Origin of the sequence: Burkholderia sp. Bp8994, from assembly GCF_003853805.1 — a bacterium.
Lineage (GTDB): Bacteria > Pseudomonadota > Gammaproteobacteria > Burkholderiales > Burkholderiaceae > Burkholderia.
Map to the genome: position 1 here is coordinate 202,486 of NZ_QTQH01000001.1, position 22,393 is coordinate 224,878.

Consider the following 22,393-nt stretch of genomic DNA (forward strand, 5'->3'; position numbering starts at 1 on the left):
GGAGAACATCATGCAACGCTTCGAAGGAAAAACGGTCCTCGTCACGGGCGGCAACAGCGGCATCGGCCTGGCGGCCGCACGGGCATTCGCGGCCGAAGGCGCGCGGGTCGTCATCACCGGCCGCGACGAGCAGACGCTTGCCGCCGCGCGCGAGTCGCTCGACGACGGCGCGCTCGCGATCCGCAACGAGGCCGGCAGCGTCGCGTCGGCGCGGGCGCTGGCGGACGCGATCGCGGCCGCCGGTGCGCGCCTCGACGCCGTGTTCATCAACGCGGGCGTCGCCAAACTCGCACCGTTCGCGGATATCGACGAGGCGTTGTGGGACCTCGTGTTCGACACGAACGTGAAGGGCGCGTATTTCCAGATCCAGGCGCTCGTCCCGCTGCTGAACCGCGGCGCGTCGATCGTGATCAACGGCTCGATCAACGCGCACATCGGGATGCCGGGGTCGTCCGTGTATGCGGCGAGCAAGGCGGCCGTCAATTCGTTCGCGAAGACGCTGTCGACGGAACTGCTGCCGCACGGCGTGCGGGTGAACGTGGTGAGCCCCGGGCCGGTCCAGACGCCGCTGTACGGCAAGCTCGGCCTCGATGCGGCGACGCTCGACGAGACGGCCGACAAGATCAGGGGGCTCGTCCCGATCGGCCGGTTCGGCACGCCGGATGAAATCGCGTCGACAGTGCTGCACCTGAGCGCGCCCGAGTCGGCGTTCATCGTCGGCGCGGAAATCATCGCGTCGGGCGGGATGGGCTTGCTTTGAGCGTGGAACCGGCGGGGCTGCACGGCCTGACGCGAGGTCGGGCTGTGCAGCCCCGCCGTGCAACCGCATCGCTAGCGTGATGCACAGGCGTCACGGACGTCGCCGGCCTGATCGCGTCCGTGGAGCTGTGTGACCGTCAACCCCGAGAACGTCGCGCTCCCGTGCTCGGCGAACACGGCGACGCGGTCCGCATCGGGCGGCGGGAAGATCAGGTCCGTCAGCGCGACGCGGCCGCCGTTCGCGAACACCTCGACCGAACCGCGATCGACGACGATTTCGAGCCGCAGTTGCCCGTGCTCGAGCGGCAGATCGACGATGTGCTCGCGGCTGAACGTGCCCGCGAAATCCGTGTCGCCCGAGCGCGAGCGATCGAGCGTCAGCGTGCGCTTCGCCGTGTCGTACACGATCCGGGTGCCGATCGAGCCATCCGCGGAGCCCCGCACGATCAAACCCGCGCGGGCCGCGCGCCGCGGCGCGATCGTCACCGTGATGCGCTGGACGGTGCCGCGCGTGGTGTCCGACAGCGCGCGCGTGGCGGACTCGACGCTCAGGTTGCCTTCATGCACGGCGGGCCGCCCGTCGGCCCACGCGTCGAACGCGGCTGCCGGCGTCACGATGAGCGTCGGTTCACCGCCGATCGTCTTCAACGCGAGTTCGCGCGGCACCGTCGTCGCGCCGCGCCAGGGCGCCGTCGGCGCTTTCGCCGCGTAGTCCCAGTTGCTCATCCATGCAATCGCGACAGGGCGCGCGCCCGGCGCGCCGGAGAACGTGCCGGCCGCATAGAAGTCGGCGCCGTGATCGACCCAGCGGAATCGTGCTGGATCGGAGCCGGCCGGTGCGACCCGGTCGGGGACGAACGTGCGGCCGTCGAAGTCGCCGACGAAATACATCGCGCCGGAACCGCCGGCGATCGACCACGGGTTGACGTTGACGATCATGACCCACTTGATGTGCCGCGGATCGTCGTCGACGGGCAGCGGCACGAGGTCGGGCATTTCCCACAACGCGCCCGCATGCGGCACGTCCGGCAGCGTGAAATCGCTCAGGAACGACCAGTGAATCAGGTCGTCGGAACGGTAGAGCTTCACGACCTGCGCATCGGCGACGACGGTCGTCATCAGCCAGTAGCGTCCCGGCGCGTACCACGACACCTTCGGGTCGCGGAACTGCTTCGATTCCGGATCGAGCGTGAGCACCGGATTGCGCGCGTAGGGCCGCCAGGTCGCGCCGTGGTCGAGGCTGTACGCGAGCGACTGCGCCTGCGTGCCGGCTGCGTGACCCGAGCCGTCCTTGTAGACGCTCGTGTAAAGCGCAACCAGCGGCGTCTCGCCCGCCGCGCCGAGGCCGGACGTATTGTGCGTGTCGGCGACGATCGAGCCGGAGAAGATTTCCTCCGTCGCGTTCGCGCGCATCGCGACCGGGTGCTCGCGCCAGTGGACAAGGTCGGTGCTGGTCGCATGGCCCCACGACATGTTGCCCCAGTCGTGGCCGAGCGGGTTGTATTGGTAGAACAGGTGATAGCGGCCGTTCTCGTACACGAGGCCGTTCGGATCGTTCATCCAGTTGCGTTGCGGCGTGTAATGCACGGCCGGTCGCCATTGCGGCGTGCCGTCCCCGGGCGGCGTGCCGCAGGGCGCGGCGGTGGCGTGCGTGCAGGCCGCGCTTGCCGCACACGCGAACAGCAGCCGGGCGATCCGGCGGGAAAAGCGAAAAAACGTCGATTTCATGCGGGGTTCCGTGCTTCGGCGCGCGAAGCGGGAAAGGAACGCGCATGCCGCTTGCGACGGCGCCATGCGCGATTCTGCGAAGGAGGGAGGCGGCGCGCACGCGACACGCATGACGTGCGCCGCCTCGACGCGGGCGGTGCCCGCCGCGTTCGTAGCGAGCCCTTTACGGACTCGTTACGGACGGGTGCCCGCGTCGCCGTCAGTGACCGGCGCCCGTCGCCGGCAGGTTCGCCGGGATGTCGCCGTAACCGCCGAGGCCGCCACGTCCGTACGTGCGGTCGACCGCCGTCGACGTGCCGTTGATGTTGACCTTCACCGTCGGCGCGAGCGTGCCGCCGCGACGCGGGCCGATCGCATCGATGAACGACTCGACGAGCCCGCCCGGCATCACGAAGTGCGAATACGACTGGAATTCGCGCGGGTTCTGGTTCGGGTCCTGCGAATACGGCGCGCCGGCCGGTGCGGAGAAGTCGGTCGGGTTGCCGAGCACGAGGCCGCTGCCGCCGTTCAGCGGCAGGAAGTCGCTGCGGATGCCGTTGCCGACGAAGCCGTAGACGCCGTCCGGCCCGTCGACGCCCGCGGCCATCGTCGTGCGGTGGCTGATCGTGAACAGGTAGTACTTGCCGTCCTTCAGATAGATCTGCGGGCGCTCGGTCTGGTCGTCGACGCAGTTCGCCGACAGGATCGGCGGCAGGAACTTCCATTCGGTCAGTTGCGGGTTCGTCGCGACCGCCAGGCCGACGTTGGCCTTTTGATACACTGCGCCCGAGTTCATCACGGCGTTGAGGTCTTCGCGGTACGGATCGTTCGGCGCGTAGCCGAGGTCGGCCTCGGTGCAGGTCCGGGCGCCGCGCTGGCCGCCCGTGTTGCCTTCGAACACCATGTAGGTCTTGCCCGGATGCGCGGGGTCGGTGAACACGAACGGATCGCGGAACGAGAAGTAGGTGTTCTGCTGGCCGGTCTGGTAGTAGTTGCCGTCCGGCTGCAGCAGCGCCTTGTGATCGTCGAAGCCGCTGAACCACACGTGCTTGTCGTCGGCATGGATATGACCGTCGGCGCGCGTGATGATCGCCTGCGGCGGCGTGATGTCGGCGCCGCCGGGCGCCGAGCGGTTGAACGACGTCGCGGTGTAGTAGAGGCTGACGTTGTCGCCCTGCGTGAGGCGCGCGGAGCCCGACCATTCGGCGTTGTTGGTCATCGGCGACGTGCCGAACACCTTGACGCTCGCCCCGTCCGGGAACAGGTGGCCGCCCCAGGTCCAGCCGCCGTTCGCGGGCCGCTGCGACGCGGGAATGCCGGCGCGGCGGTAGAAGAAGCCGATGCGCGCGTGGACGTGACGATCGTCGAACGTGTAGCCGGCATGCGGGTCGGCCGTGAGCGAGAAGATCACCTCCCAGCCCTTGTAGCTGAGCTGGTTCGCGCGCAGGTCGGCGAGCGGCCAGGTATCCCAGACCCACACGTTCGAGTTGATCAGCGGGAAATCCTGCGGGATGTCCGGCATCGTCAGCGCCTGCGGCAGCGAGTTCTTGTCGGCGCCGGCCGTGTGCGACTGCGCGACGATCTGGCGGATGTCCGCGCGGGTCCAGCGCATCGTGAAGTTGCCTTCGGGGTCATAGGCCTGCTGCGTATGCGGCGTGGGCGCGGGGGCGCCGGTGCTCTGCGCATGGGCGACGCACGACGCGGACGCGAAGGCGGCCAGTGCCGCGCCAGCGAACAGCAAACGTTTGGCCGCGGTCGCGCGGCAAAAAGGAAAGTAAGTCATGTAGGCGTAGTTTCCGTTGACGGTGAGAAGGAACTGCTGACGGGATATCGATATCCAAACCGGTTTGGATGCTAATTCAAACCGGTTTGGACGTCAAAAGATAAATATTTGACGGTAATAACTACCATTCGGCAATAATTGCTGCGCGAGCGGCGCGGCCGAATGGCATGCACAACGCGAGGAGCGACGTGAAGGTGAATCTGAAGGCACTGTCGGATGCGCTCGGGCTGTCGCGCACGACGGTCAGTCGGGCGCTGAACGGCTATGACGACGTGAGCGAGGCGACCCGCGAGCGCGTGATGAAGGCCGCGCGCGACCTTGGCTATGTCGCGGATCCGACCGCGCGCCGGCTGGCGACGGGGCGCTCGGATGCGATCGGCATCGTGTACCCGTTCGGCGCGGGAGATCTCGGCGATCCGCGCTTCGGCGAGGTCGTCGCGGGCATCACCGAACGGCTCGCAGAGCGCAATCTCGACTTCATCATCGCGGCCGCGCGGCCGAACGCCGAACTGGACACGTATCGCCGGCTCGTCGACGGCAAGCTCGTCGACGGGCTGATCGTCGCGCGCACGCTGGTCGACGATCCGCGCCTCGCGTACCTGCGTTCGCAAGCGTTTCCGTACGTCGCGTACGGCCGCACGCAAGCCGCCGAGCCCTACGCGTGGTTCGATTTCGACAACGAGGCCGGCGCGCGCGATGCGGTGCGGCGCCTGATCGGCTTCGGTCATCGCCGTATCGCGATGATCAGTGCGCCGCTGTCGCTCAATTTCGCGATGCAGCGTCGCGCCGGGTATCTTGCGGCGCTGCGCGAGGCCGGTATCGCGCCCGATCCGGCACTGCTCGTCGAGTGTCCGTTTACGCGCGAGGGCGGGCAGCAGGGCGTGCAGGCGCTGCTCACCCGGGCCGAACGGCCGACCGCGCTGCTGGTCGACAACAACATCGTGGGCGGCGGCGCGTTCCGGGCGCTGATCGACGGCGGCTTGCAGCTTGGGCGGGACATGTCGCTGATCGTCTACGACGGCGTGCCGCCGGACGTCGCGCATCCGCATCGCGTGACGGCGGTGGTGCAGCCGACCGGACATGCGACCGGGCGTGCGCTCGCGGACCTGATGCTGGCGTTGCTCACGGACGGCGTTCGCGGCCATCGGCTCGAGACGCCGGTGATCGACGCCGGCGATACGGACGGGCCGCTGCACGGGTAGCCGACGCGGCGCGAACCGGGGAGCGGGGCGCGCTCCGCAACGGACGTTGCGGCACGCGCTCCGTCGCAAAAGCCATGACGGCGGCAGGGCCGAATGGCGGGTTTCTAGACGACCGGTCTAATTCGACGCTATCATCCAGGCTCATGAATGCGACGTCGCGAAAATGCCATATCGCGCTGCGATGCTGGCTGGGCGCGCAGGTGATGCCGTCGCTTTTTTTCGAGCCATTTCTAGACGACTGGTCTATTAGGCCTGGCAATATTTTTGGTACGGAGCCGGCACGTTGACGCGCGCCAGCGGCCTAACCCGCAGGCGCGCCGTCGCCGCCGCCGCGACGCGGCCCCGTTCCCCCATTTCTAAGGAGTGTCCGATCATGAAGATTCTGGTTGTCCTGACCTCGCACGACACGCTCGGCGACACCGGCAAGAAAACCGGCTTCTGGCTCGAGGAACTGGCCGCGCCGTATTACACGTTCAAGGATGCGGGCGTCGAGTTGACGCTCGCGTCGCCGCAGGGCGGCCAGCCGCCGCTCGATCCGAAAAGCAGCGATCCGTCCGCGCAGACCGACGCGACGCGCCGCTTCGACGCGGATCCGGCGGCCAAGGCCGAACTCGCTGCCACGCGCAAGCTGGCCGAGGTGTCGGTCGACGATTACGACGCGGTGTTCTATCCGGGCGGGCATGGCCCGCTGTGGGATCTCGCCGAGGACCTGCATTCGATCGGCCTGATCGAGCGCGCGCTGGCGGCCGGCAAGCCGGTCGCGGCCGTGTGCCACGCGCCGGGCGTGCTGCGCCACGTGAAGGACCCGAAGACCGGCGAGTCGGTCGTGCGCGGCAAGCGTGTGACGGGCTTCACCAACAGCGAGGAAGCGGCCGTCGAGCTGACGGAAGTGGTGCCGTTCCTCGTCGAGGACATGCTGAAGACCAACGGTGCGCAGTTCGAGCGCAGCGCCGACTGGGCGCCGCATGTCGTCACCGACGGGCTGCTGATCACGGGGCAGAACCCCGCGTCGTCGGAGCCGGCAGCCGAGGCGCTGCTCGCGAAGCTCGGCCGTCAGTAAGCCGAGCCTGGCGCCGGCATGACCGGCGCCGGATGGTTTCCGTCGTCGGGCGCGACCGTCCCGGCGACGGCTCGCATCTTTCCGCCGTGCGCACCGCGCGGCGGCTCATCCAGTCGTTTCGCAGAACCAAGCAAAGGAGTGGTGGATGTCTGCCCTGTTCGAACCGTTCAAACTCAAGGATGTCACGCTGCGCAACCGCATCGCGGTGCCGCCGATGTGCCAGTACGTCGCCGAAGACGGCGTCGTCAACGACTGGCATCACGTGCATCTGGCCGGTATCGCGCGCGGCGGCGCGGGCCTCGTGATCGCGGAGGCGACGGCCGTGTCGCCGGAAGGCCGCATCACGCCGGGCTGTGCCGGGCTGTGGACCGATGCGCAGGCCGCGGCGTTTGCGCCGTCGGTCGCGGCGATCAAGGCGGCCGGCGCGGTGCCCGGCATCCAGATCGCGCATGCGGGCCGCAAGGCGAGCGCGAACCGTCCGTGGGAAGGCGACGACCACATCGCCGACGGCGATCCGCGCGGCTGGCAGACCATCGCACCGTCGGCGGTGCCGTTCGGCGCGCACCTGCCGAAGACGCCGCGCGCGATGACGCACGACGACATCGCCCGCGTGCAGGCCGACTTCGTCGCGTCGGCGAAGCGCGCCCGCGACCTCGGCTTCGAATGGCTCGAACTGCACTTCGCGCACGGCTACCTCGGCCAGAGCTTCTTCTCCGTGCATTCGAACCAGCGCGACGACGAGTACGGCGGTTCGGCGGAAAACCGCGGCCGTTTCCTCGTCGACACGCTCAAGGCCGTCCGCCAGGTCTGGCCGGAGCACCTGCCGCTGACCGCGCGTCTCGGCGTGATCGAATACGACGGGCGCGATGAAGCAACGCTCGCCGAATCGATCGCGCTCACGCAGCGGATGAAGCAGGAAGGCCTCGACATGCTGAGCGTGTCGGTCGGCTTCTCGACGCCCGACGCGCGCATTCCGTGGGGCCCGGCGTTCCTCGCGCCGATCGCGGAACGCGTGCGCCGCGAGGCCGGCTTGCCGGTGTCGTCCGCCTGGGGGATCGATACGCCGCAACTGGCCGAGCGCGTCGTCGCCGAGCAGCAGCTCGATCTCGTGATGGTCGGCCGCGCGCATCTTGCCGATCCGCACTGGCCGTACTACGCGGCCAGGCAGCTCGGGGTCGAGCGGCCGTCGTGGACGCTGCCCGCGCCGTACGCGCACTGGCTCGAACGCTACCGCGTCGCCGACAAGGCGGCCTGAGCACGCGTTGCACCGCGCGGCGGTGCGGCGTTCGCGGCACGCATTTGACGATGCTTGGCAGTGCGTGCGCATGCCGTTGCGGCGTCGATGGATAGAATGGCGGTTCGTACAGGCTCGCGGCCTGCACGACCGCCATTTTTTCATTTCGACCGAGGTGCCATGCGCGCACATGTCTCGCCTTCCCAGGATTCCGCCACGCGGCCGCGTGCCCAGCAGATCGCCCGCGCCGTGCTGTATGCGGCGCTGCTGGTGCTCGCGCTGTGGGTGATCCGCGATTTCCTGCCCGCCATCGCGTGGGCCTGCGTGATCGCGATCGCGTTGTGGCCGCTGCTGAAACGCTTCGAATCCCACCGCTGGTTTCGCGACAGGCCGACCCTGATCGCGACCGTGATTACCGCCGGCGTGTCGCTGCTGGTCGTGCTGCCGGTCGCGATCGCGCTCGCGCAGGCGATCTCGCAGGCGCACGACCTGCGCCTCTGGCTGCATTCGATCCAGGACAACGGCATTCCGCTTCCGGACGTCGTCGGCCGGTTGCCGTACGGTGCCGCGCAGGTCACCGAGTGGTGGCAGGCCAATCTCGGTCATCCGCTGCACGCGGGCAGCGCGATGCATGGCGCGAGCGGCGAGAAGTTCATCGCGTTCGGCCGGCAGTTCGGCACGAAGCTCGCGCATGCGCTGTTCGAGTTCGGCTTCATGCTGGTCACGCTGTTCGTGATCATGCGGGCCGGCCACAAGCTGTCCGGCGCGTTGCTGCAGGGCGCGCGGCGCGCGTTCGGCCGCGGCGGCGCGGACCTGATCGAACGGATGGTCTCGGCCGTGTACGGCACGGTGACCGGGCTGGTCGTCGTCGGGCTGGGCGAGGGCGCCATTCTCGGCGTCGCGTATGCGCTCGCCGGGGTTCCGCACGCCGCGCTGCTCGGCCTCGTCACGGCCGTCGCCGCGATGCTGCCGTTCTGCGCGCCGATCGTGTTCTGCGGCGCGGCGCTCTGGCTGTTCGTGCAGGGCGCGACCGCGTGGGCCGTCGTGGTGCTGGTGCTCGGCTTCGTGGTCGTGTTCGTCGCCGAGCATTTCGTGCGGCCGGTGCTGATCGGCAGCTCGACCCGCCTGCCGTTCCTGCTCGTGTTGTTCGGCATCCTCGGCGGGGCCGAGACGTTCGGGCTGATCGGGCTGTTCGTCGGCCCCGCGCTGATGACGGTGCTGACGATGCTGTGGGCGGAATGGATTGCTTGACGACGCCGCCCGTCGCGCCGCTCCGACGCATCGACGTCAGAAGGCGGGCGCGCGAACGCGCCCGGCACGGCCACGATTCGTGACGATCGGGCACGCGCCGGACTGCGTCGGGCAGCGCATCGGACACAAGTCTCTACATTTCTTTTCGATCCGGACCCAAAGGTCGAGTAGCATGGGGCTTTCGATCACGCCGGCATGGCGCAGCAGATTTCACCAAGCATGCGATTGATTCCGATGTCCCGCCCCGCAGCGACGCTGTCCCTGGCCGCCAGCTGCCTGATGCTGCACGGTTGCGCGTGGTTCGACTCGTGGCTGCCGTTCTCGTATTCGCGCACGCCGCTGGCGAGGGCCGCGTCGCGGCACGGCGCGACGCGCGCCGACGTCGTCCGCGCCGGCGGCAACCCGCGCAGCGTGTGGATGGTCCGCAACGGCAGCGGCGTCTGCTACAACTACTTCATCGAGCACGACAACGATCACCGGGCTTTCTTCGTCGTGTTCGACAAGGCCGGTGCGGTCACGCAACACGGCTTCGATACCTGCATGGACGCCGATCGCAAGGGCACGCTTCAATCGGACAAGGCCGCCTCGCGCTAGCGCGTCGCGCGGCCGCCATGCGCCGCGCGAGCGTGTCACGCAGTCGTCACGCTATCGTGTCGACCACGCCGCCATCGACGCGCAACGCCGCGCCCGTCGTCGCCGAGGCCTGCGGCGAGCACACGTACACAACGAGATTCGCGACTTCCTCCGTCGTCGCCGGCCGCTGGATGATCGAGCTCGCGCGCTCGCTGCGCACGAAATCCACCGCGACGTCGTCGATGCTGCGGCCCGTGGCGTCGGCCGTTTCCTTCAGCAGCGCCCGCACGCCTTCCGACATCGTCGGCCCCGGCAGCACCGAATTGACCGTCACGCGCGTCCCGGCCGCGAGTTTCGCGAGGCCGCGCGCGATCGCGAGCTGCGCGGTTTTCGTGAACCCGTAGTGAATCATGTCGACCGGGATGTTCAGCCCCGACTCCGACGAAATGAACACGATGCGGCCCGTGTTCCGCGCGAGCATCCCCTTCAGGTAGTGCCGCGCGAGACGCACGCCCGACATCACGTTCATCTGGAAGTAGTGGGCCCATTCGTCGTCGTCGATGTCGAAGAACGCCTTCAGCCCGTAAATGCCCGCGTTGTTGACGAGGATGTCGGCCTCCGGCGTGTGCTGCGTGATGCGCGCGACGCCGGCGGCGTCGGACAGGTCGGCCGCGACGCCGTCGAGGTCCGCGCCGGGTACGGCGCTGCGCAGCTGCGCGAGCGCGGCGTCGACCGACTTGTCGCTGCGTCCGTTGACGACGACGCGCGCGCCCGCCTGCGCAAGCCCTTCGGCGATCGCCAGCCCGATGCCGGCGGTGGAAGCGGTGACGACCGCGGTCTTGCCTGTCAGATCGATGTGCATGAGTGTATCGGTTGGAAGAGGGAACGGAACCCGCCGGGCGTGCCGCGGCGGCCGAATTCAAAGCTTAGGCGATCCGGCCGCGAAGCGTCGGGTCGCGGTTGCATCGCGCCGCGCAGTCTTGTACGGTGTGCGTTCGCCGTCCAATCCGGGAGCCTGTCGCGTGAGCCGTTCCGCCAACCCCCTCGCCATGCCGTCGCCGTTCTGGCGCGACGCCGCGCTGCCGTTCATCGAGGCGCGCACCGTCGACGACGGTCGGACGATCTGCTACGCGAAGCACACGCACGACACGTTTTCGCTCGGCGCGATCGTCGGCGGCACGAGCACCTACCTGAACGGCGCGACGAAGGAGCACGTCGGGCGCGGCGTGCTCGTGATCATCGATCCGGAGCAGGTGCATGCGTGCAATCCGTACGGCCCCGACGCATGGGCGTACCGGATGGTTTACGTGGACGTGCCGTGGCTCACCCGCCTGCAGCATTCGCTCGGGCGCGACCCGAACCGCGATTTTCACGGCTTTTCGCCGAAATTGACGGAACGGCGCGACCTGTTCGCACGGTTCGGCGGCTTTTACCGCACGCTCGTGGCGCCCGGTGTCGATCCGCTCGGCAAGGAGAGCGCGGCGGTCGAGTTCTTCACACGGCTGCACGGCGCGCTCGATCGCGAGCTGCCCGACGCAGCCCGGCGCGGGGCCGACAACGCGAAGCTCGCGCGCGCGGCCGACTACATCGCCGCGCATTGCCGTCAGGCCGTCTCGCTCGATGCGATCTGCGCGGCCGCCGACTTGTCGCCGTCCTACCTGATCCGCGCGTTCAACGCCCGCTACGGGATGACGCCGCATGCGTTCCTGATCGACCGCCGCGTGCAGTACGGGCGGGCCGAGTTGCGCCGCGGCCGGCCGATCGCCGACGTCGCGCTCGATGCGGGCTTCGCGGACCAGGCGCATTTCCAGCGCGCATTCCGGCGCATCGCGGCCGCCACGCCGGGGCAGTATCGAAGCGCCGCGAGCTGACCGGCGAACCGTGCGGCGGTGCCGGCGCCGCGACCACACACCGAAACAACGGCACTAAACGTCGAGCAGATAAAGCGCGCTGCCCGCGAGCAGCAGCGCCATCGCGCGGTTGAACAGCCGCATCCGCCGCGCATTCGCGAGCCGGTGCCGCAGCGACGCACCCGCATACGCCCAGCACGCGATCGACGCAAAGCAGATCACCAGATACAACGCCGCGAATTGCCACACTTGCGCGGGCTCGCCGTCGGCCGCATATGCGCCCATCGCAGCCACGCACGCGAGCCACGCCTTCGGATTCAGCCATTGCATCGCCGCGCCGGCCGCCGCCGACGGGCCGGCGACGTTCGGCGCAGCCGGATCGTCCGGATCGGCCGACAGCCGGCCGTCGTCGAGCGCGAGCCGCAGCGCGAGGTAAAGCAGGAACGCGATCCCCGACCACTGGGCGGCGGTGGTCAGCATCGGCCAGCGCGCGATCACCGCGTGCAGCCCGAGGCCGATCAGCAGGAACAGCGCGACGAAGCCGAGCGTCGCGCCGGCCGCATAGCGCAGGCTCGCGCCGAGGCCGTGGCGTGCGCCCGCGCTGAGCGCGACGATGTTGACGGGACCGGGCGTGATCGACGACGCCAGCGCGAACGCGGCCATCGAAACCAGCATGCTCATTGATTGCCTCCATGCGAATGTCAAAGTCGCATCGAGACTAAAGAAGCCGTGCAGGTCCGTATTGAAGAAAACTGCCCTCGGCGGCGCTGTCGGGATTCACGTCACGCTGAACCGGGCGCAGCGCTCACCGGCGACCGAAAGCCACTGGACGCTGGCGTTGCGGCCGAAGTCATCGAGTCTCGCGTCACGGACGGGCGGTGGTCGCGAGCGCGTCGAACGCGTCGGCTTCCGGAAGCTGGAGCCACGACTCCGGGCCTGCGTCGATTTCTTCGACCGTCAGCAGACACGCATCGAGTTCGCGACGCAACCGGACGTGATCGATCGACTGCCCGATGAACACGATTTCCTGCCGGCAATCACCGGTCGGCTCTTGCCATTTTTGCAGCACGCCATCGCGACGATAGTCGTCGTGCGGCCAGTCCGCCCGAGAAACGAATCGCCACCATCGCCCCACGTAACCCCACTGGAACGCTCCGCCCGTCTGCACGAGCATGGCGATGTCCGCATATCGGTGCGCAACCCAGACATATCCCTTGCAGCGAAGCAGTCGGCCGTTGGTCCAGGGGCGACGCAGCAACGCGAGCAGGCGCGCCGGATGAAACGGCGCACGTTCGCGATAGGTCCACGATGCGATCCCGTACGCATCCGATTCCGAGGGGCGCTCGTCGACCTGCATGCGTTGCATCCATCCCGGCGATTCGACGAGCGCCGGGAGATCGAAGCGCCGCGTATCCAGGACGTCTGACGGATCGACCTTGCCGTGCTGCATCGGCAGGATTCGCGCAGAGGGATTCAGCGACGCCAGAATGGCGCGCAGCCGGTCGAAACCCGCATGGCCGATCCGGTCGAGTCGGCTCACGAGAATCACGTTCGCGTATTCGACTTGTTCGATCAGCAGGTCCGACAGCTTGCGCGGCGGACCGGAATCGCTGCCGTCCGCAAGCGTGGCGTCGCGCGTGACCGGTTCGGCCGACGCGATCATGTCCTCGAACGTCTCGCCGTTGACCACCGTGACGAGCGTGTCCAGCCGCGCGAGCTCGCTGAGGCTGAAACCGTCGCGGTCGAGAAACGCGAACGTCTCCGCGACCGGCATCGGCTCCGAGATGCCGGTCGACTCGATCAGCAGATAGTCGAAGCGACGCTGCCGCGCCAGCGTGCTGATCTGCTCGAGCAGATCGGCACGCAGCGTGCAGCAGATGCAGCCGTTGCTCATTTCGACCAGTTCGTCCTCGCCGCGATGCAGCTCGACGTTGCGCCGCACATCGTCGGCGTCGACGTTTACTTCGCTCATGTCGTTGACGATCACGGCGACCTTCAGGCCGGCGCGGTTGCGCAGGATGTGGTTCAGCAACGTCGTTTTCCCGGCGCCGAGGAAGCCGGACAGCACGGTGACCGGAATCCTCGGCGGCGCGGCGGCCGGCGCTCGCCGGTGTTCCGGCGTCGTCATGCGTTCTGCCCGGACGCGCGATCCAGGTAGCCTTCGAACAGGTCGACCACGACGTAGCCGTCGTCGGCGGCGTCGCCCCACAGATCCTTCACGCGGAACTCGACATGATAGGTCGGCTGATGCGCGGCGCCGGTGTCGCCGTGCCCGATCGCGTCCGGGAATGGCCACGATTCGGTCGTCCGGTGCAGCACGATGCCTTTCTTGCCGCGAACGTAGCCCGGCGCGCGGATGTGGCCGCTGACGTATTCGTCGCGCACGACGACGCGATCGCCGACCTCGAACCGCGTCGAGTCGGGCGGCGCCGCCCGGCCGCCGGATCGCGGCGGGTTCGCGAGCCGGAAATGCGAACCGAGCGCGCGGTCGAGTTCGTCCTGCGTGAGCACGCCGGTTTCGACGAGCAAGGTTGCGGTCGCGATCACGTAGCGCTCGTAGTAGCGCGTGCCGACGTGCTGGCGCACGTCGATGCGTTCGACTGCGTGACGTACCTCGTCGACGCTGAATTTTTTCAGTTGGTCCACGCCGACGAACATCAGGCTGTACGCGAGATGCTCCCAGTCTTCCTTGAAGACCGGCTTGTAGCCGAAACTGTTGATCGTGTGCGGCACCGGGCCGAAACCCTGGAATCCGCCGAGGTCGTGAAAGCCGTCCATATGAGGTGATCTCCGAGATGAAGGTCGAGAGCGAAACGGGGGGCGCGTCAGTGCGCGCGCGGCAGCGCAACGCCGATCAGCACGTCCTTCGTGACGAGCGTGCGCAGTTGTTCCTCGGTCATGTGCTCGCTGCCTGCCGGCCGTACGGGCAGCACGAGATAGCGGCTTTCGGCGGTCGTATCCCAGACCTTCACGACGACGTCGTCGGGCAGGTCGGTGCCGAGTTCCCGCAGCACCGTGCGCCCTTCGCGGACGAGCCGCGCACGATATTCGAAGCCCTTGTACCACTCGGGCGGCAACCCGAGCACCGGCCAGTTCGTGCATGAGCACAGGCTGCAGACGATCACGTTCTTCAGCGTCGGTGTGTCCTCGATCGCGACGATGTATTCGCCCTGCGGGCCGGTGTAGCCGAACTGCGCACACGCGGCCGTGCCGTCCTTCAGCAGCAGTTCGCGAAATGCCGGGTCGACCCACGCACGCGCGACGATGCGCGCGCCGTTGGCCGGATCCCACGTCGTGGACATCAGCTCGGTCAGGCCTTCGATATAGCCGTCGGGGATCAGGTTCTTTTCTTTCATCACGCGAAACAGCGCCCAGGCACGTTCGCCGGGCGTCGAGGCTGTTTCCGCGGAAGGGGTCGCGCTCATCGTGGGGCTCCTTATGGTGGTTCGGGTTGACCGCCGCCGTGGCGTTGCGGCTGCCGTGGCGGGGTGCAAAGGCGTGGTGTCGGCCACGCTCGACGAGCAGGGTAAGAAGAGAAAAAGCGCGGTTCTTTGCCGGCACGGATCGGAAACTATGCTGAGACGGCCCCGCGCGCGCGGCAGGGGCCGGCGCGCATCGGATGCACGGCGATTCGCGGCATCGACGGGGCGCCCGGCTCGCGACGGCGGTCGCCCGCGCACGTTTTGCGACCGCCGTATGGCACTGGCAGCACAGGTCCGCCACAGCCAATTTCTTGTTCCGCCGGAAAACAGAAATGCGGATTTTGCCTTTCTATTCTCACCCTCAAGCGACGGCCGTTCGATGTCGCGAATCGCCGGCACTCCCGCGAGTACCGGCGGAACAACAGTCAGCCAGCACCCCGCGATTTGATCGTCCGGAAACGGTTCCCGTTCGTCGTACGTCGAGCGTGGCGGTGTCTGAGCATCCAGGTGAGGAGCATGATGGACAACGGCAACAGAATGAAACTGAAGCGAATCGCGCGCTGGATCGGCTTGTCGCTGATGGTCGTCGCATCGCATTACGCGGGCGCGGTCGAGGTCGATCCCGGCGACTACGAGCAGTATCCGGTCGGCGCGACGATCGGCGTGCTGTACTACAACTATTCGGCGACGAACGCGTACTATGCGAACGGCCACCGGACGTCGGATTTCGACCTGCAGTCCAATGTCGGCATCGCCCGTCTGCTGCATGTGTTCCAGCTCACCGACAGGCTCACGATCGATCCGCAGGTGTTGCTGCCGTTCGGTCACGTCAGCAGCTTCGGCAACGCCGGCACGCTTGGCAGTACGAACGGTGTCGGCGACGTGATCCTGACCGCGCCGTTGAAATTCCGCCTGAACGACGCGAAGGACGTCGTCGCCGCGACGGTCTACGTTTACGCGCCCACGGGGAGTTACGACCAGAACCGCGGTCTCAATCTCGGCGCCAACCGCTGGTCGCTCGATTTCCAGGCGGCCTACATCAAGCACTTTTCGCCGCAGTGGGCGCTCGATCTCGTCGGCGACGCGATCTGGTACGGCAACAACACGTCATACGGCGCGAGCGGCACGACGCTGCATCAGCGGATGAGCTACAGCGCACAGGCGATGGTGCGTTACATGCCCGATCCGGGCACGTCGCTCGGGATCGGCGTCACCCAGCTCTGGGGCGGTGAAACGAGCGTCGGCGGCGCGGACAACAACGACGCGCTTCGCACGACGCGCATGCGGATCACCGCGGCGAAATTCGTGACGAAGGCCGATCAGGTGCAAATCCAGCTCGGCACCGACCTGAGCGTGCGCAACGGCCCGAAGAACAGCCTGCTCGCCGGCCTGCGTTACGCGCACATCTTCTGACGACCCGCCTGCGCCGGGATACGCCCGGCGCAGGCCGCTCCTTGTCCCCCACGTCGAAACCTCGACATCCGATTCCCTTTCCAGAGAGGTCACGCATGGAATCCGCCATCGACAAACACCTGATCTGCCCGCGGACGCTGTCGCGCCGCGTCGCCGACGATTACCAGCCGCCGTTCCCGATGTACGTCGCCCGGGCCGCCGAAGACTTGAGCCAGGTCGTGATGGGCTATTTCGGCGTGCAGTATCGCGGCGCCGACAAGCGCGCCACGGCACTGGCCGCGTTGCGCCGGATCGTCGCCGATTTCGGTGCGCAGGACGGGCCGAACAACTTCGATCTGACGCAACACACCGACGACCAGGGCTACGAGAACCTGATTGCCGTCGGCTACTGGCGCGATCCGGCCGCGTATGCGCGCTGGATCGCGTCGCCGGCACTCGTCGAATGGTGGGCCTCCGACGCGCGCCTCGCGGACGGGATCGGCTACTTCCGGGAAATCGTCGCGCCGCGCGCCGAGCAGTTCGAGACGCTTTACGCATTCACGAGCGATTTCCCGGGCGTCGGCGCGATCATGGACGGCGTCAGCGGCGAGATCGAGGAGCACGGCTACTGGGGATCGATGCGCGACCGGTTCCCGATCTCGCAGACGGACTGGATGCGCGCGGACGGCGAGCTGCGCATCGTCGAGGGCGATCCGGCCCGAGGTGGCCGCGTGGTCGTACTGGCCCACGACAACATCGCGCTGATTCGATCCGGTCAGGACTGGCGTGCGGCCGAGCACGACGAGCGCCGACTGTATCTCGAGGAGATCGAGCCGACGCTGCGCAGCGGAATGGAATTCCTGCGCGACAACGGCACGGACGTCGGCTGCTACAGCAATCGCTACGTGCGCTCGATCGATCTCGACGGCAACGTGCTAGACGAGAGCTACAACATCGGCCACTGGCGCTCGCTCGACCGCCTCGAGCGCTGGGCCGAATCCCATCCGACGCACCTGCGGATCTTCGTCACGTTCTTCCGCGTCGTCACCGGGCTGTCGAAACTGCGGCTGTATCACGAGGTTTCCGTCTTCGACGCCAGGCATCAGGTCTACGAATACGTGAACTGCCATCCGCGCACGGGGCTCATGCGCGACGCCGTCGCCATCGCCCGCTGAATCCCGCCGGCACCGCCGGGGGCCGGCGGTGCCGCTTACCGAACTGGAGAACGTCGATGGCCATCAAACGCCCGACCCGCGAACAACTGTCCGACATTGCAGCCGGTTTCGGCTTTCATGTCGATTCCCGCCAACTCGCCGAATACGACGAGGCGCTGCAGGCGAACTTCGACGCGTACGACGCGATCGACGCGCTGCCCGACTATCTGCCCGTCGTCGCGTATCCGCGCACGCCCGGCTACCGCCCGGAAGGCGACGAGAACCGGTACGGCGCCTGGGCGCGCAAGAGCACGATCCACGGCGCCGCCGACGGCAAGCTGCGCGGCAAGACGGTGGCCGTGAAAGACAACATCTGCGTCGCCGGCGTGCCGATGCGCAATGGCTCGAGCACGTTCGAGGGCTACGTGCCCGATATCGATGCGACCGTCGTCACGCGCGTACTCGACGCCGGCGGCACGATCGCCGGCAAGGCGACCTGCGAGTACTACTGTTTTTCCGGCGGCTCGCACACGAGCGCGTCGGGGCCGGTGCACAATCCGCGCAAGGCCGGGCACTCGTCCGGCGGCTCGTCGTCCGGCAGCGGCGCGCTGGTCGCGAGCGGCGAGGTCGACATGGCGCTCGGCGGCGACCAGGGCGGTTCGGTCAGGATCCCGTCCGCCTATTGCGGCGTCTACGGGATGAAGCCGACGCACGGGCTCGTGCCCTACACCGGCGCGATGCCGATCGAGGCGACCGTCGATCATCTGGGGCCGATGACGAGCACCGTGCTCGACAACGCGCTGCTGCTTGATGTCATCGCGGGCGACGACGGGCTTGATCCGCGCCAGCGGGCGTTGCCGCCGCGCACCGACTATCTCGGAGGGATCCGCGACGGCATCGCAGGCCTGCGGATCGGCATTCTGCGCGAGGCGTTCGGGCTCGCGAATTCGGAGAAAGTGGTCGACGAGGCCGTGCTGGTCGCCGCGCACCGGTTGCGCAAGCTGGGCGCGAGCGTCGAAGAGGTGTCGGTGCCGCTGCATGCGGCCGGCACCGCGATCTGGCTGCCGATCGCGGCCGAGGGGGCGACGCAGCAGATGATGAAGGGCAACAGTCACGGTTTCAACTGGGGCGGCCTGTACGTGACCGGCATGATCGATCATCACGCGGGCTGGCGCGAGCGCGCCGACGAGTTGCCGGATACCGTGAAGGTGACGATGCTGCTCGGCGAATATTTCACGAGCCGGTATCGCGGGCGCTACTACGCGAAGTGCCAGAACCTCGCGCGGCGCTTGCGATCGGCTTACGACGCGGCGCTGCAGTCGTACGACGTATTGGTGATGCCGACCGTACCGATGCGCGCGTCGAAACTGCCGGAGCCCGGTTGCGCGATGTCCGAGTCGCTGACGCGGGCGTTCGAGATGCTCGCGAATACCGCGCCGTTCGACGTGTCCGGGCATCCGGCCATGTCGCTGCCGTGCGGGATGGCCGACGAACTGCCGATCGGGCTGCAACTGGTCGGGCGCCGCTTCGACGAGGCGACGCTCTACCGCTGCGCCTATGCGTATGAGCAGTCTTCCGACTGGCGGCAGACGACATTCGCATGACATGTCCGGAGCGGTAGCGCATCGCCGCCGCGCCGCGTGCCGGTCCGACCGGCAACGCGGCGTACACGGCGATCGATTGGACAATGCGCTTTTGAACGGGCACGCTACCGGCTGCGTGTTTGCTAACCCATGTGGGGCACGACCATGACGATGCGTCCTATCGCGCGCGCCGCAAGCGGCGACGCGCCCGGCCCGGCGTCCGACAGCCCGCCGGATGAGCGGACGAATTCGGCCATCGAGGTGGCGACCGAAGGCTCGCTCAGCCAGCGTATCGAATTCTGGCGCGAGACGATTCTGCGCCTGTTCGCGGACGTGCAGATCGCGGCCGTGCAGAAGGACGATTTCTTCGGCCAGGTGCGACAGCGCAAATGCGAAAAGATGCGAATCTCGGAAATCCACGCGAGCGAGCAGGCCGTGATCCGGCGGTATCGGCAGGCGCGCAGCGAGTATGAGGACAAGTATTTCGGCGTGTTGATGCTCGAGGGCAGCCAATCGGTCGAGCAGGACGGCAAGATCGTCACGCTGCACCCCGGGGATTTCGCGATCTACGACGCGACACGGCCGCACCACCTGCAGTTCGGCCAGTCGTGGCGCGAGATCGTCGTCAGCATTCCCCGCACGACGCTGAACCAGCTCGTCGTCGGGATGGAACACCGCACGGCCAGCCCGACGCAAACCGGCGAGGGCGTCGGCAGCGTCATGCGCGCGTTTCTCGAGCAGATGTCGTCGCAGATCGGTAGCGTGACCGAGGACGAGATGCGGCAGTTGTCGGATACCGCGATCTCGCTGATCGCGATGACGCTCGGGGGCATGCAGCGCAACGACCTCGCGCAGTCGAGGATGAAGGCGTTGACGCTGACGCGTGTGAAGCGGCATCTGCTCGAGCACCTGCACGACCCGGAGCTGAACCCGCTGATGATCGAGCGGTCGATCGGGATTTCGTCGCGGTACATCAACAAGCTGTTCGAGGCCGAGAACACGTCGCTGATGCGTTACGTATGGAACCTGCGGCTCGAACGGTGCGCGCAGGATCTCGTGAATCCGCAATGCGCGGTGCTGCGCGTGTCCGACATCGCGTTGCGCTGGGGATTCAACGACATGTCGCATTTCAGTCGCGTGTTTCGCGAGCGGTTCGCGATGTCGCCGCGGGCGTGGCGCGAGCAGGGCAGCAAGCCACGCGCGTGACGCGTCCCGGGCGCGTCCGTGGCGGGCACGCGGCGATCGGAAGCGGCTGGACTTCGACAGGCGCGGCCGCCGTCAATGCATCGCGCGCGGCGCGTGCGCAGGCCGCAGCGCGTGCGGGTCGCCGGCGTCGGCCGCGCGCAGCGGGCCGCTGCTTCCCGGTTGCGTCGACACCGAGAAGCCGAACGTATTGACGCCGCCCGCGCATGCGACGAACACGCTGCCGCCGTGCATCTCCGCGACGGCCTTGACGATCGACAGCCCGAGCCCGTGATTCTCCTTGCTGTTCGCGCGCGCTTCCTCGAGCCGGTAGAAGCGCTCGAACACGTGCGCGCGCTGCACCGGGTCGATCGGCTCGCCGGGGTTGGCGACCGACACGTCGACGAGCGTATCGCGCGGCGTGATCGTCACGTTCAGCGTCGCGCCAGGCGCCGAATGCTGGATCGCGTTGATCAGCAGGTTGGTCATCGCGCGGCGGAACAGCGACGGGTCGACGGCCGCGCGCGCATCGCCGTGCAGTTCGGCGCGCAACTGCGCTTCGTCGAGCGGAATCTCGAGGAAGTCGAGCATGCGGCGCACTTCGTCGGCGAGCGACACGTGCTTCAGGTCGGTCGCGCGTTCGCCGCGATCGCTGCGCGACAGGAACAGCATGTCGTTGATGATCACGCGCAACCGTTCGAATTCCTCGAGGTTCGACTGCAGCGTCTGGCGCATCCGGTCGACCGAGCGGTCGCGGCTCGTCAGCGCGACCTGGGTCTGTCCGATCAGGATGCTGATCGGCGTGCGCAGCTCGTGCGCGACGTCCGCATTGAACGCCTCGAGCCGCGCGTAGGTCTGCTGGATGCGTTCGAGCGCGCCGTTGAACGACGCGGCGAGATCGCGCAGCTCGGTCGGCAGCGCGTCGGTGTGCAGCCGCTGGCGGCGGTCGGTGGCGCCGATGGCCGCGGCGTCCTGCGACATCCGTTCGAGCGGCGCGAGCCCGAAGCGTGCGACCGCGCGGCTCAGCAGCAGCGTGATGACGGTGGCGATCGCGATCAGCGCAGCGAGTGTCCACGCGAAACGACGCAGCATGCGCTGCGTGCGCTCGCACGACGACGCGACGATCAGCTTCAGGTCGGGGCGCTCGCCGCTGCCTGCGATCGGGACGGTCTTCGTCATCACGTCGTAGCTGCTGTGGTTCAGCGCGTACTGCTGGAACGCGCCGAACGGTTCGCCGACGGGCACGCCGTCGACCGGACGGCCGAAGCGGAAGTCGGCGTCGGGGCTGTCGACCTGGTAGCGCGTCGACCCGTCGGGCGGTTCGAGGTCGGCGAGCTTTTCCTGCATCAGGCGGCCGCGCGCGGCCGTGGTCGCGTGCGACACGATCATCTGCGCGACCTTCGCGCGCGTGTCGATCGTCGCACGCAGTTCGGCGAGCAGCTGGCGCTCCATCATCACGAACAGCCCGCAGCCGACCAGCGTGAACACGAGCAGCGACACGATGCCGAACATCGCCGACAGGCGCAGGGTGATCGAGCGTTTCATGCGTGCCGCTCCGCGTCGCCGTCCTCGCGCGCCTCGAGCACGTAGCCCATGCCGCGGATCGTATGCAGCAGCTTCTCCGCGAACGGGCCGTCGAGTTTCGCGCGCAGGCGCTTGATCGCCGTCTCGACGACGTTCGCGTTGCTGTCGAAGTTCACGTCCCACACGAGTTCGGCAATCGTCGTTTTCGACAGCACCTCGCCGCTGCGCCGCGCGAGCACGCCGAGCAGCTGGAATTCCTGCGCGGTCAGGTCGAGGCGTGTGCCGTCGCGGGTCGCGCGCCGGCCGATCAGGTCGACGCGCAGGTCGCCGATCGAGATCAGCGTCGATTCCTGCACGCGCGCGCGGCGCGTCAGCGCGCGCAGCCGCTCGATCAGCTCGAGGAACGAGAAGGGCTTGGTCAGGTAGTCGTCGGCGCCGCCGCGCAAGCCCCGCACGCGATCGTCGACGCGGTCGCGCGCGGTCAGCATGATCACGGGCGTCTGCTTCTGCGCGCGCAACGCGCGCAGCACGCCGAAGCCGTCGAGCTTCGGCAGCATCACGTCGAGCACGACCACGTCGTAGTCGAATTCGACGGCCTTCCACGCGCCGTCTTCGCCGTCGAGCGCGGTGTCGACGACCCAGCCTTCCTCGCTCAGGCCGCTCTTCAGGTATTCGACGACTTTCGGTTCGTCTTCGACGATCAGGACTTTCATGGGT

General features: G+C 67.8%; 20 protein-coding genes. 11 read left to right on the top strand and 9 right to left on the bottom strand.

What is annotated here, in order from left to right:
• Positions 1–10: 10 nt before the first annotated feature.
• The gene (locus DIE04_RS00885) at positions 11–760 is read left to right on the top strand and encodes an SDR family oxidoreductase (protein ID WP_124519537.1); all 750 of its coding nucleotides are present in this window, start codon (positions 11–13) and stop codon (positions 758–760) included.
• A 71-nt stretch (positions 761–831) separates the two neighbouring features.
• On the opposite strand, the gene DIE04_RS00890 is transcribed toward DIE04_RS00885, so the two are convergent.
• Both DIE04_RS00890 and DIE04_RS00895 read right to left on the bottom strand, forming a co-directional pair.
• Entirely contained in the window at positions 832–2,487 is a 1,656-nt protein-coding gene (locus tag DIE04_RS00890; protein WP_124519535.1) for a glycoside hydrolase family 32 protein, read from the bottom strand.
• A gap of 199 nt (positions 2,488–2,686) precedes the next feature.
• On the bottom strand, positions 2,687–4,249 hold the full coding sequence (locus tag DIE04_RS00895) for a glycoside hydrolase family 68 protein (protein WP_124519533.1): 1,563 nt from the start codon (positions 4,247–4,249) through the stop codon (positions 2,687–2,689).
• A gap of 167 nt (positions 4,250–4,416) precedes the next feature.
• Between DIE04_RS00895 and DIE04_RS00900 the strand changes: the two genes are divergently transcribed.
• From DIE04_RS00900 to DIE04_RS00920, 5 genes are all read left to right on the top strand, one after another.
• Positions 4,417–5,451, top strand: coding sequence for a substrate-binding domain-containing protein (locus tag DIE04_RS00900; RefSeq protein ID WP_124484916.1), 1,035 nt, complete (start codon positions 4,417–4,419; stop codon positions 5,449–5,451).
• A 373-nt stretch (positions 5,452–5,824) separates the two neighbouring features.
• Positions 5,825–6,511, top strand: coding sequence for a type 1 glutamine amidotransferase domain-containing protein (locus DIE04_RS00905; protein WP_044843008.1), 687 nt, complete (start codon positions 5,825–5,827; stop codon positions 6,509–6,511).
• A 145-nt stretch (positions 6,512–6,656) separates the two neighbouring features.
• Positions 6,657–7,766: an NADH:flavin oxidoreductase/NADH oxidase gene (locus DIE04_RS00910; RefSeq protein ID WP_044843009.1), complete on the top strand. Its 1,110-nt coding sequence runs from the start codon at positions 6,657–6,659 to the stop codon at positions 7,764–7,766.
• A 159-nt stretch (positions 7,767–7,925) separates the two neighbouring features.
• Entirely contained in the window at positions 7,926–8,996 is a 1,071-nt protein-coding gene (locus DIE04_RS00915; RefSeq protein WP_124519532.1) for an AI-2E family transporter, read from the top strand.
• Between the two features lie 219 nt (positions 8,997–9,215).
• Positions 9,216–9,590, top strand: a complete 375-nt coding sequence (locus DIE04_RS00920) for a hypothetical protein (protein WP_044843011.1) — start codon at positions 9,216–9,218, stop codon at positions 9,588–9,590.
• 46 nt (positions 9,591–9,636) lie between these two features.
• On the opposite strand, the gene DIE04_RS00925 is transcribed toward DIE04_RS00920, so the two are convergent.
• Complete coding sequence (locus DIE04_RS00925; protein WP_124484914.1) at positions 9,637–10,431, bottom strand: SDR family NAD(P)-dependent oxidoreductase; 795 nt, start codon at positions 10,429–10,431, stop codon at positions 9,637–9,639.
• Positions 10,432–10,591: 160 nt separating this feature from the next.
• Between DIE04_RS00925 and DIE04_RS00930 the strand changes: the two genes are divergently transcribed.
• Positions 10,592–11,440 carry an AraC family transcriptional regulator gene (locus DIE04_RS00930; protein ID WP_185500283.1) on the top strand — a complete coding sequence of 283 codons (849 nt, stop codon included), beginning with the start codon at positions 10,592–10,594 and terminating at the stop codon, positions 11,438–11,440.
• Positions 11,441–11,494: 54 nt separating this feature from the next.
• On the opposite strand, the gene DIE04_RS00935 is transcribed toward DIE04_RS00930, so the two are convergent.
• From DIE04_RS00935 to nthA, 4 genes are all read right to left on the bottom strand, one after another.
• Positions 11,495–12,100 (bottom strand): LysE family translocator, encoded by a 606-nt coding sequence (locus tag DIE04_RS00935; RefSeq protein WP_124519529.1) that lies wholly within the window; start codon positions 12,098–12,100, stop codon positions 11,495–11,497.
• 184 nt (positions 12,101–12,284) lie between these two features.
• Positions 12,285–13,547: a GTP-binding protein gene (locus DIE04_RS00940; RefSeq protein ID WP_124570035.1), complete on the bottom strand. Its 1,263-nt coding sequence runs from the start codon at positions 13,545–13,547 to the stop codon at positions 12,285–12,287.
• On the bottom strand, positions 13,544–14,197 hold the full coding sequence (nthB, locus tag DIE04_RS00945) for a nitrile hydratase subunit beta (protein WP_124519646.1): 654 nt from the start codon (positions 14,195–14,197) through the stop codon (positions 13,544–13,546). Before nthB ends, DIE04_RS00940 begins: the two co-directional genes overlap by 4 nt.
• A gap of 47 nt (positions 14,198–14,244) precedes the next feature.
• A complete protein-coding gene (gene nthA, locus DIE04_RS00950) occupies positions 14,245–14,844 on the bottom strand; it encodes a nitrile hydratase subunit alpha (RefSeq protein ID WP_124519526.1) in 600 nt (199 codons plus the stop codon).
• Positions 14,845–15,357: 513 nt separating this feature from the next.
• On the opposite strand from nthA, the gene DIE04_RS00955 reads away from it, so the two are divergent.
• The 4 genes from DIE04_RS00955 (at position 15,358) to DIE04_RS00970 (ending at position 20,176) form a co-directional block, all read left to right on the top strand.
• Complete coding sequence (locus DIE04_RS00955) at positions 15,358–16,254, top strand: transporter (RefSeq protein WP_124519644.1); 897 nt, start codon at positions 15,358–15,360, stop codon at positions 16,252–16,254.
• Positions 16,255–16,349: 95 nt separating this feature from the next.
• Positions 16,350–17,408, top strand: coding sequence for a phenylacetaldoxime dehydratase family protein (locus tag DIE04_RS00960; RefSeq protein ID WP_124519525.1), 1,059 nt, complete (start codon positions 16,350–16,352; stop codon positions 17,406–17,408).
• Positions 17,409–17,464: 56 nt separating this feature from the next.
• A complete protein-coding gene (locus DIE04_RS00965; RefSeq protein ID WP_124519641.1) occupies positions 17,465–18,991 on the top strand; it encodes an amidase in 1,527 nt (508 codons plus the stop codon).
• Between the two features lie 144 nt (positions 18,992–19,135).
• Positions 19,136–20,176 (top strand): helix-turn-helix domain-containing protein, encoded by a 1,041-nt coding sequence (locus tag DIE04_RS00970; protein WP_044843148.1) that lies wholly within the window; start codon positions 19,136–19,138, stop codon positions 20,174–20,176.
• Between the two features lie 72 nt (positions 20,177–20,248).
• Here the strand turns inward: DIE04_RS00970 and DIE04_RS00975 are convergent, their stop codons facing one another.
• On the bottom strand, positions 20,249–21,697 hold the full coding sequence (locus DIE04_RS00975) for a heavy metal sensor histidine kinase (protein WP_124519639.1): 1,449 nt from the start codon (positions 21,695–21,697) through the stop codon (positions 20,249–20,251).
• Positions 21,694–22,389, bottom strand: a complete 696-nt coding sequence (locus DIE04_RS00980) for a heavy metal response regulator transcription factor (RefSeq protein WP_044843022.1) — start codon at positions 22,387–22,389, stop codon at positions 21,694–21,696. The genes DIE04_RS00975 and DIE04_RS00980 overlap by 4 nt, the downstream gene beginning before the upstream one ends.
• Positions 22,390–22,393 lie beyond the last annotated feature (4 nt).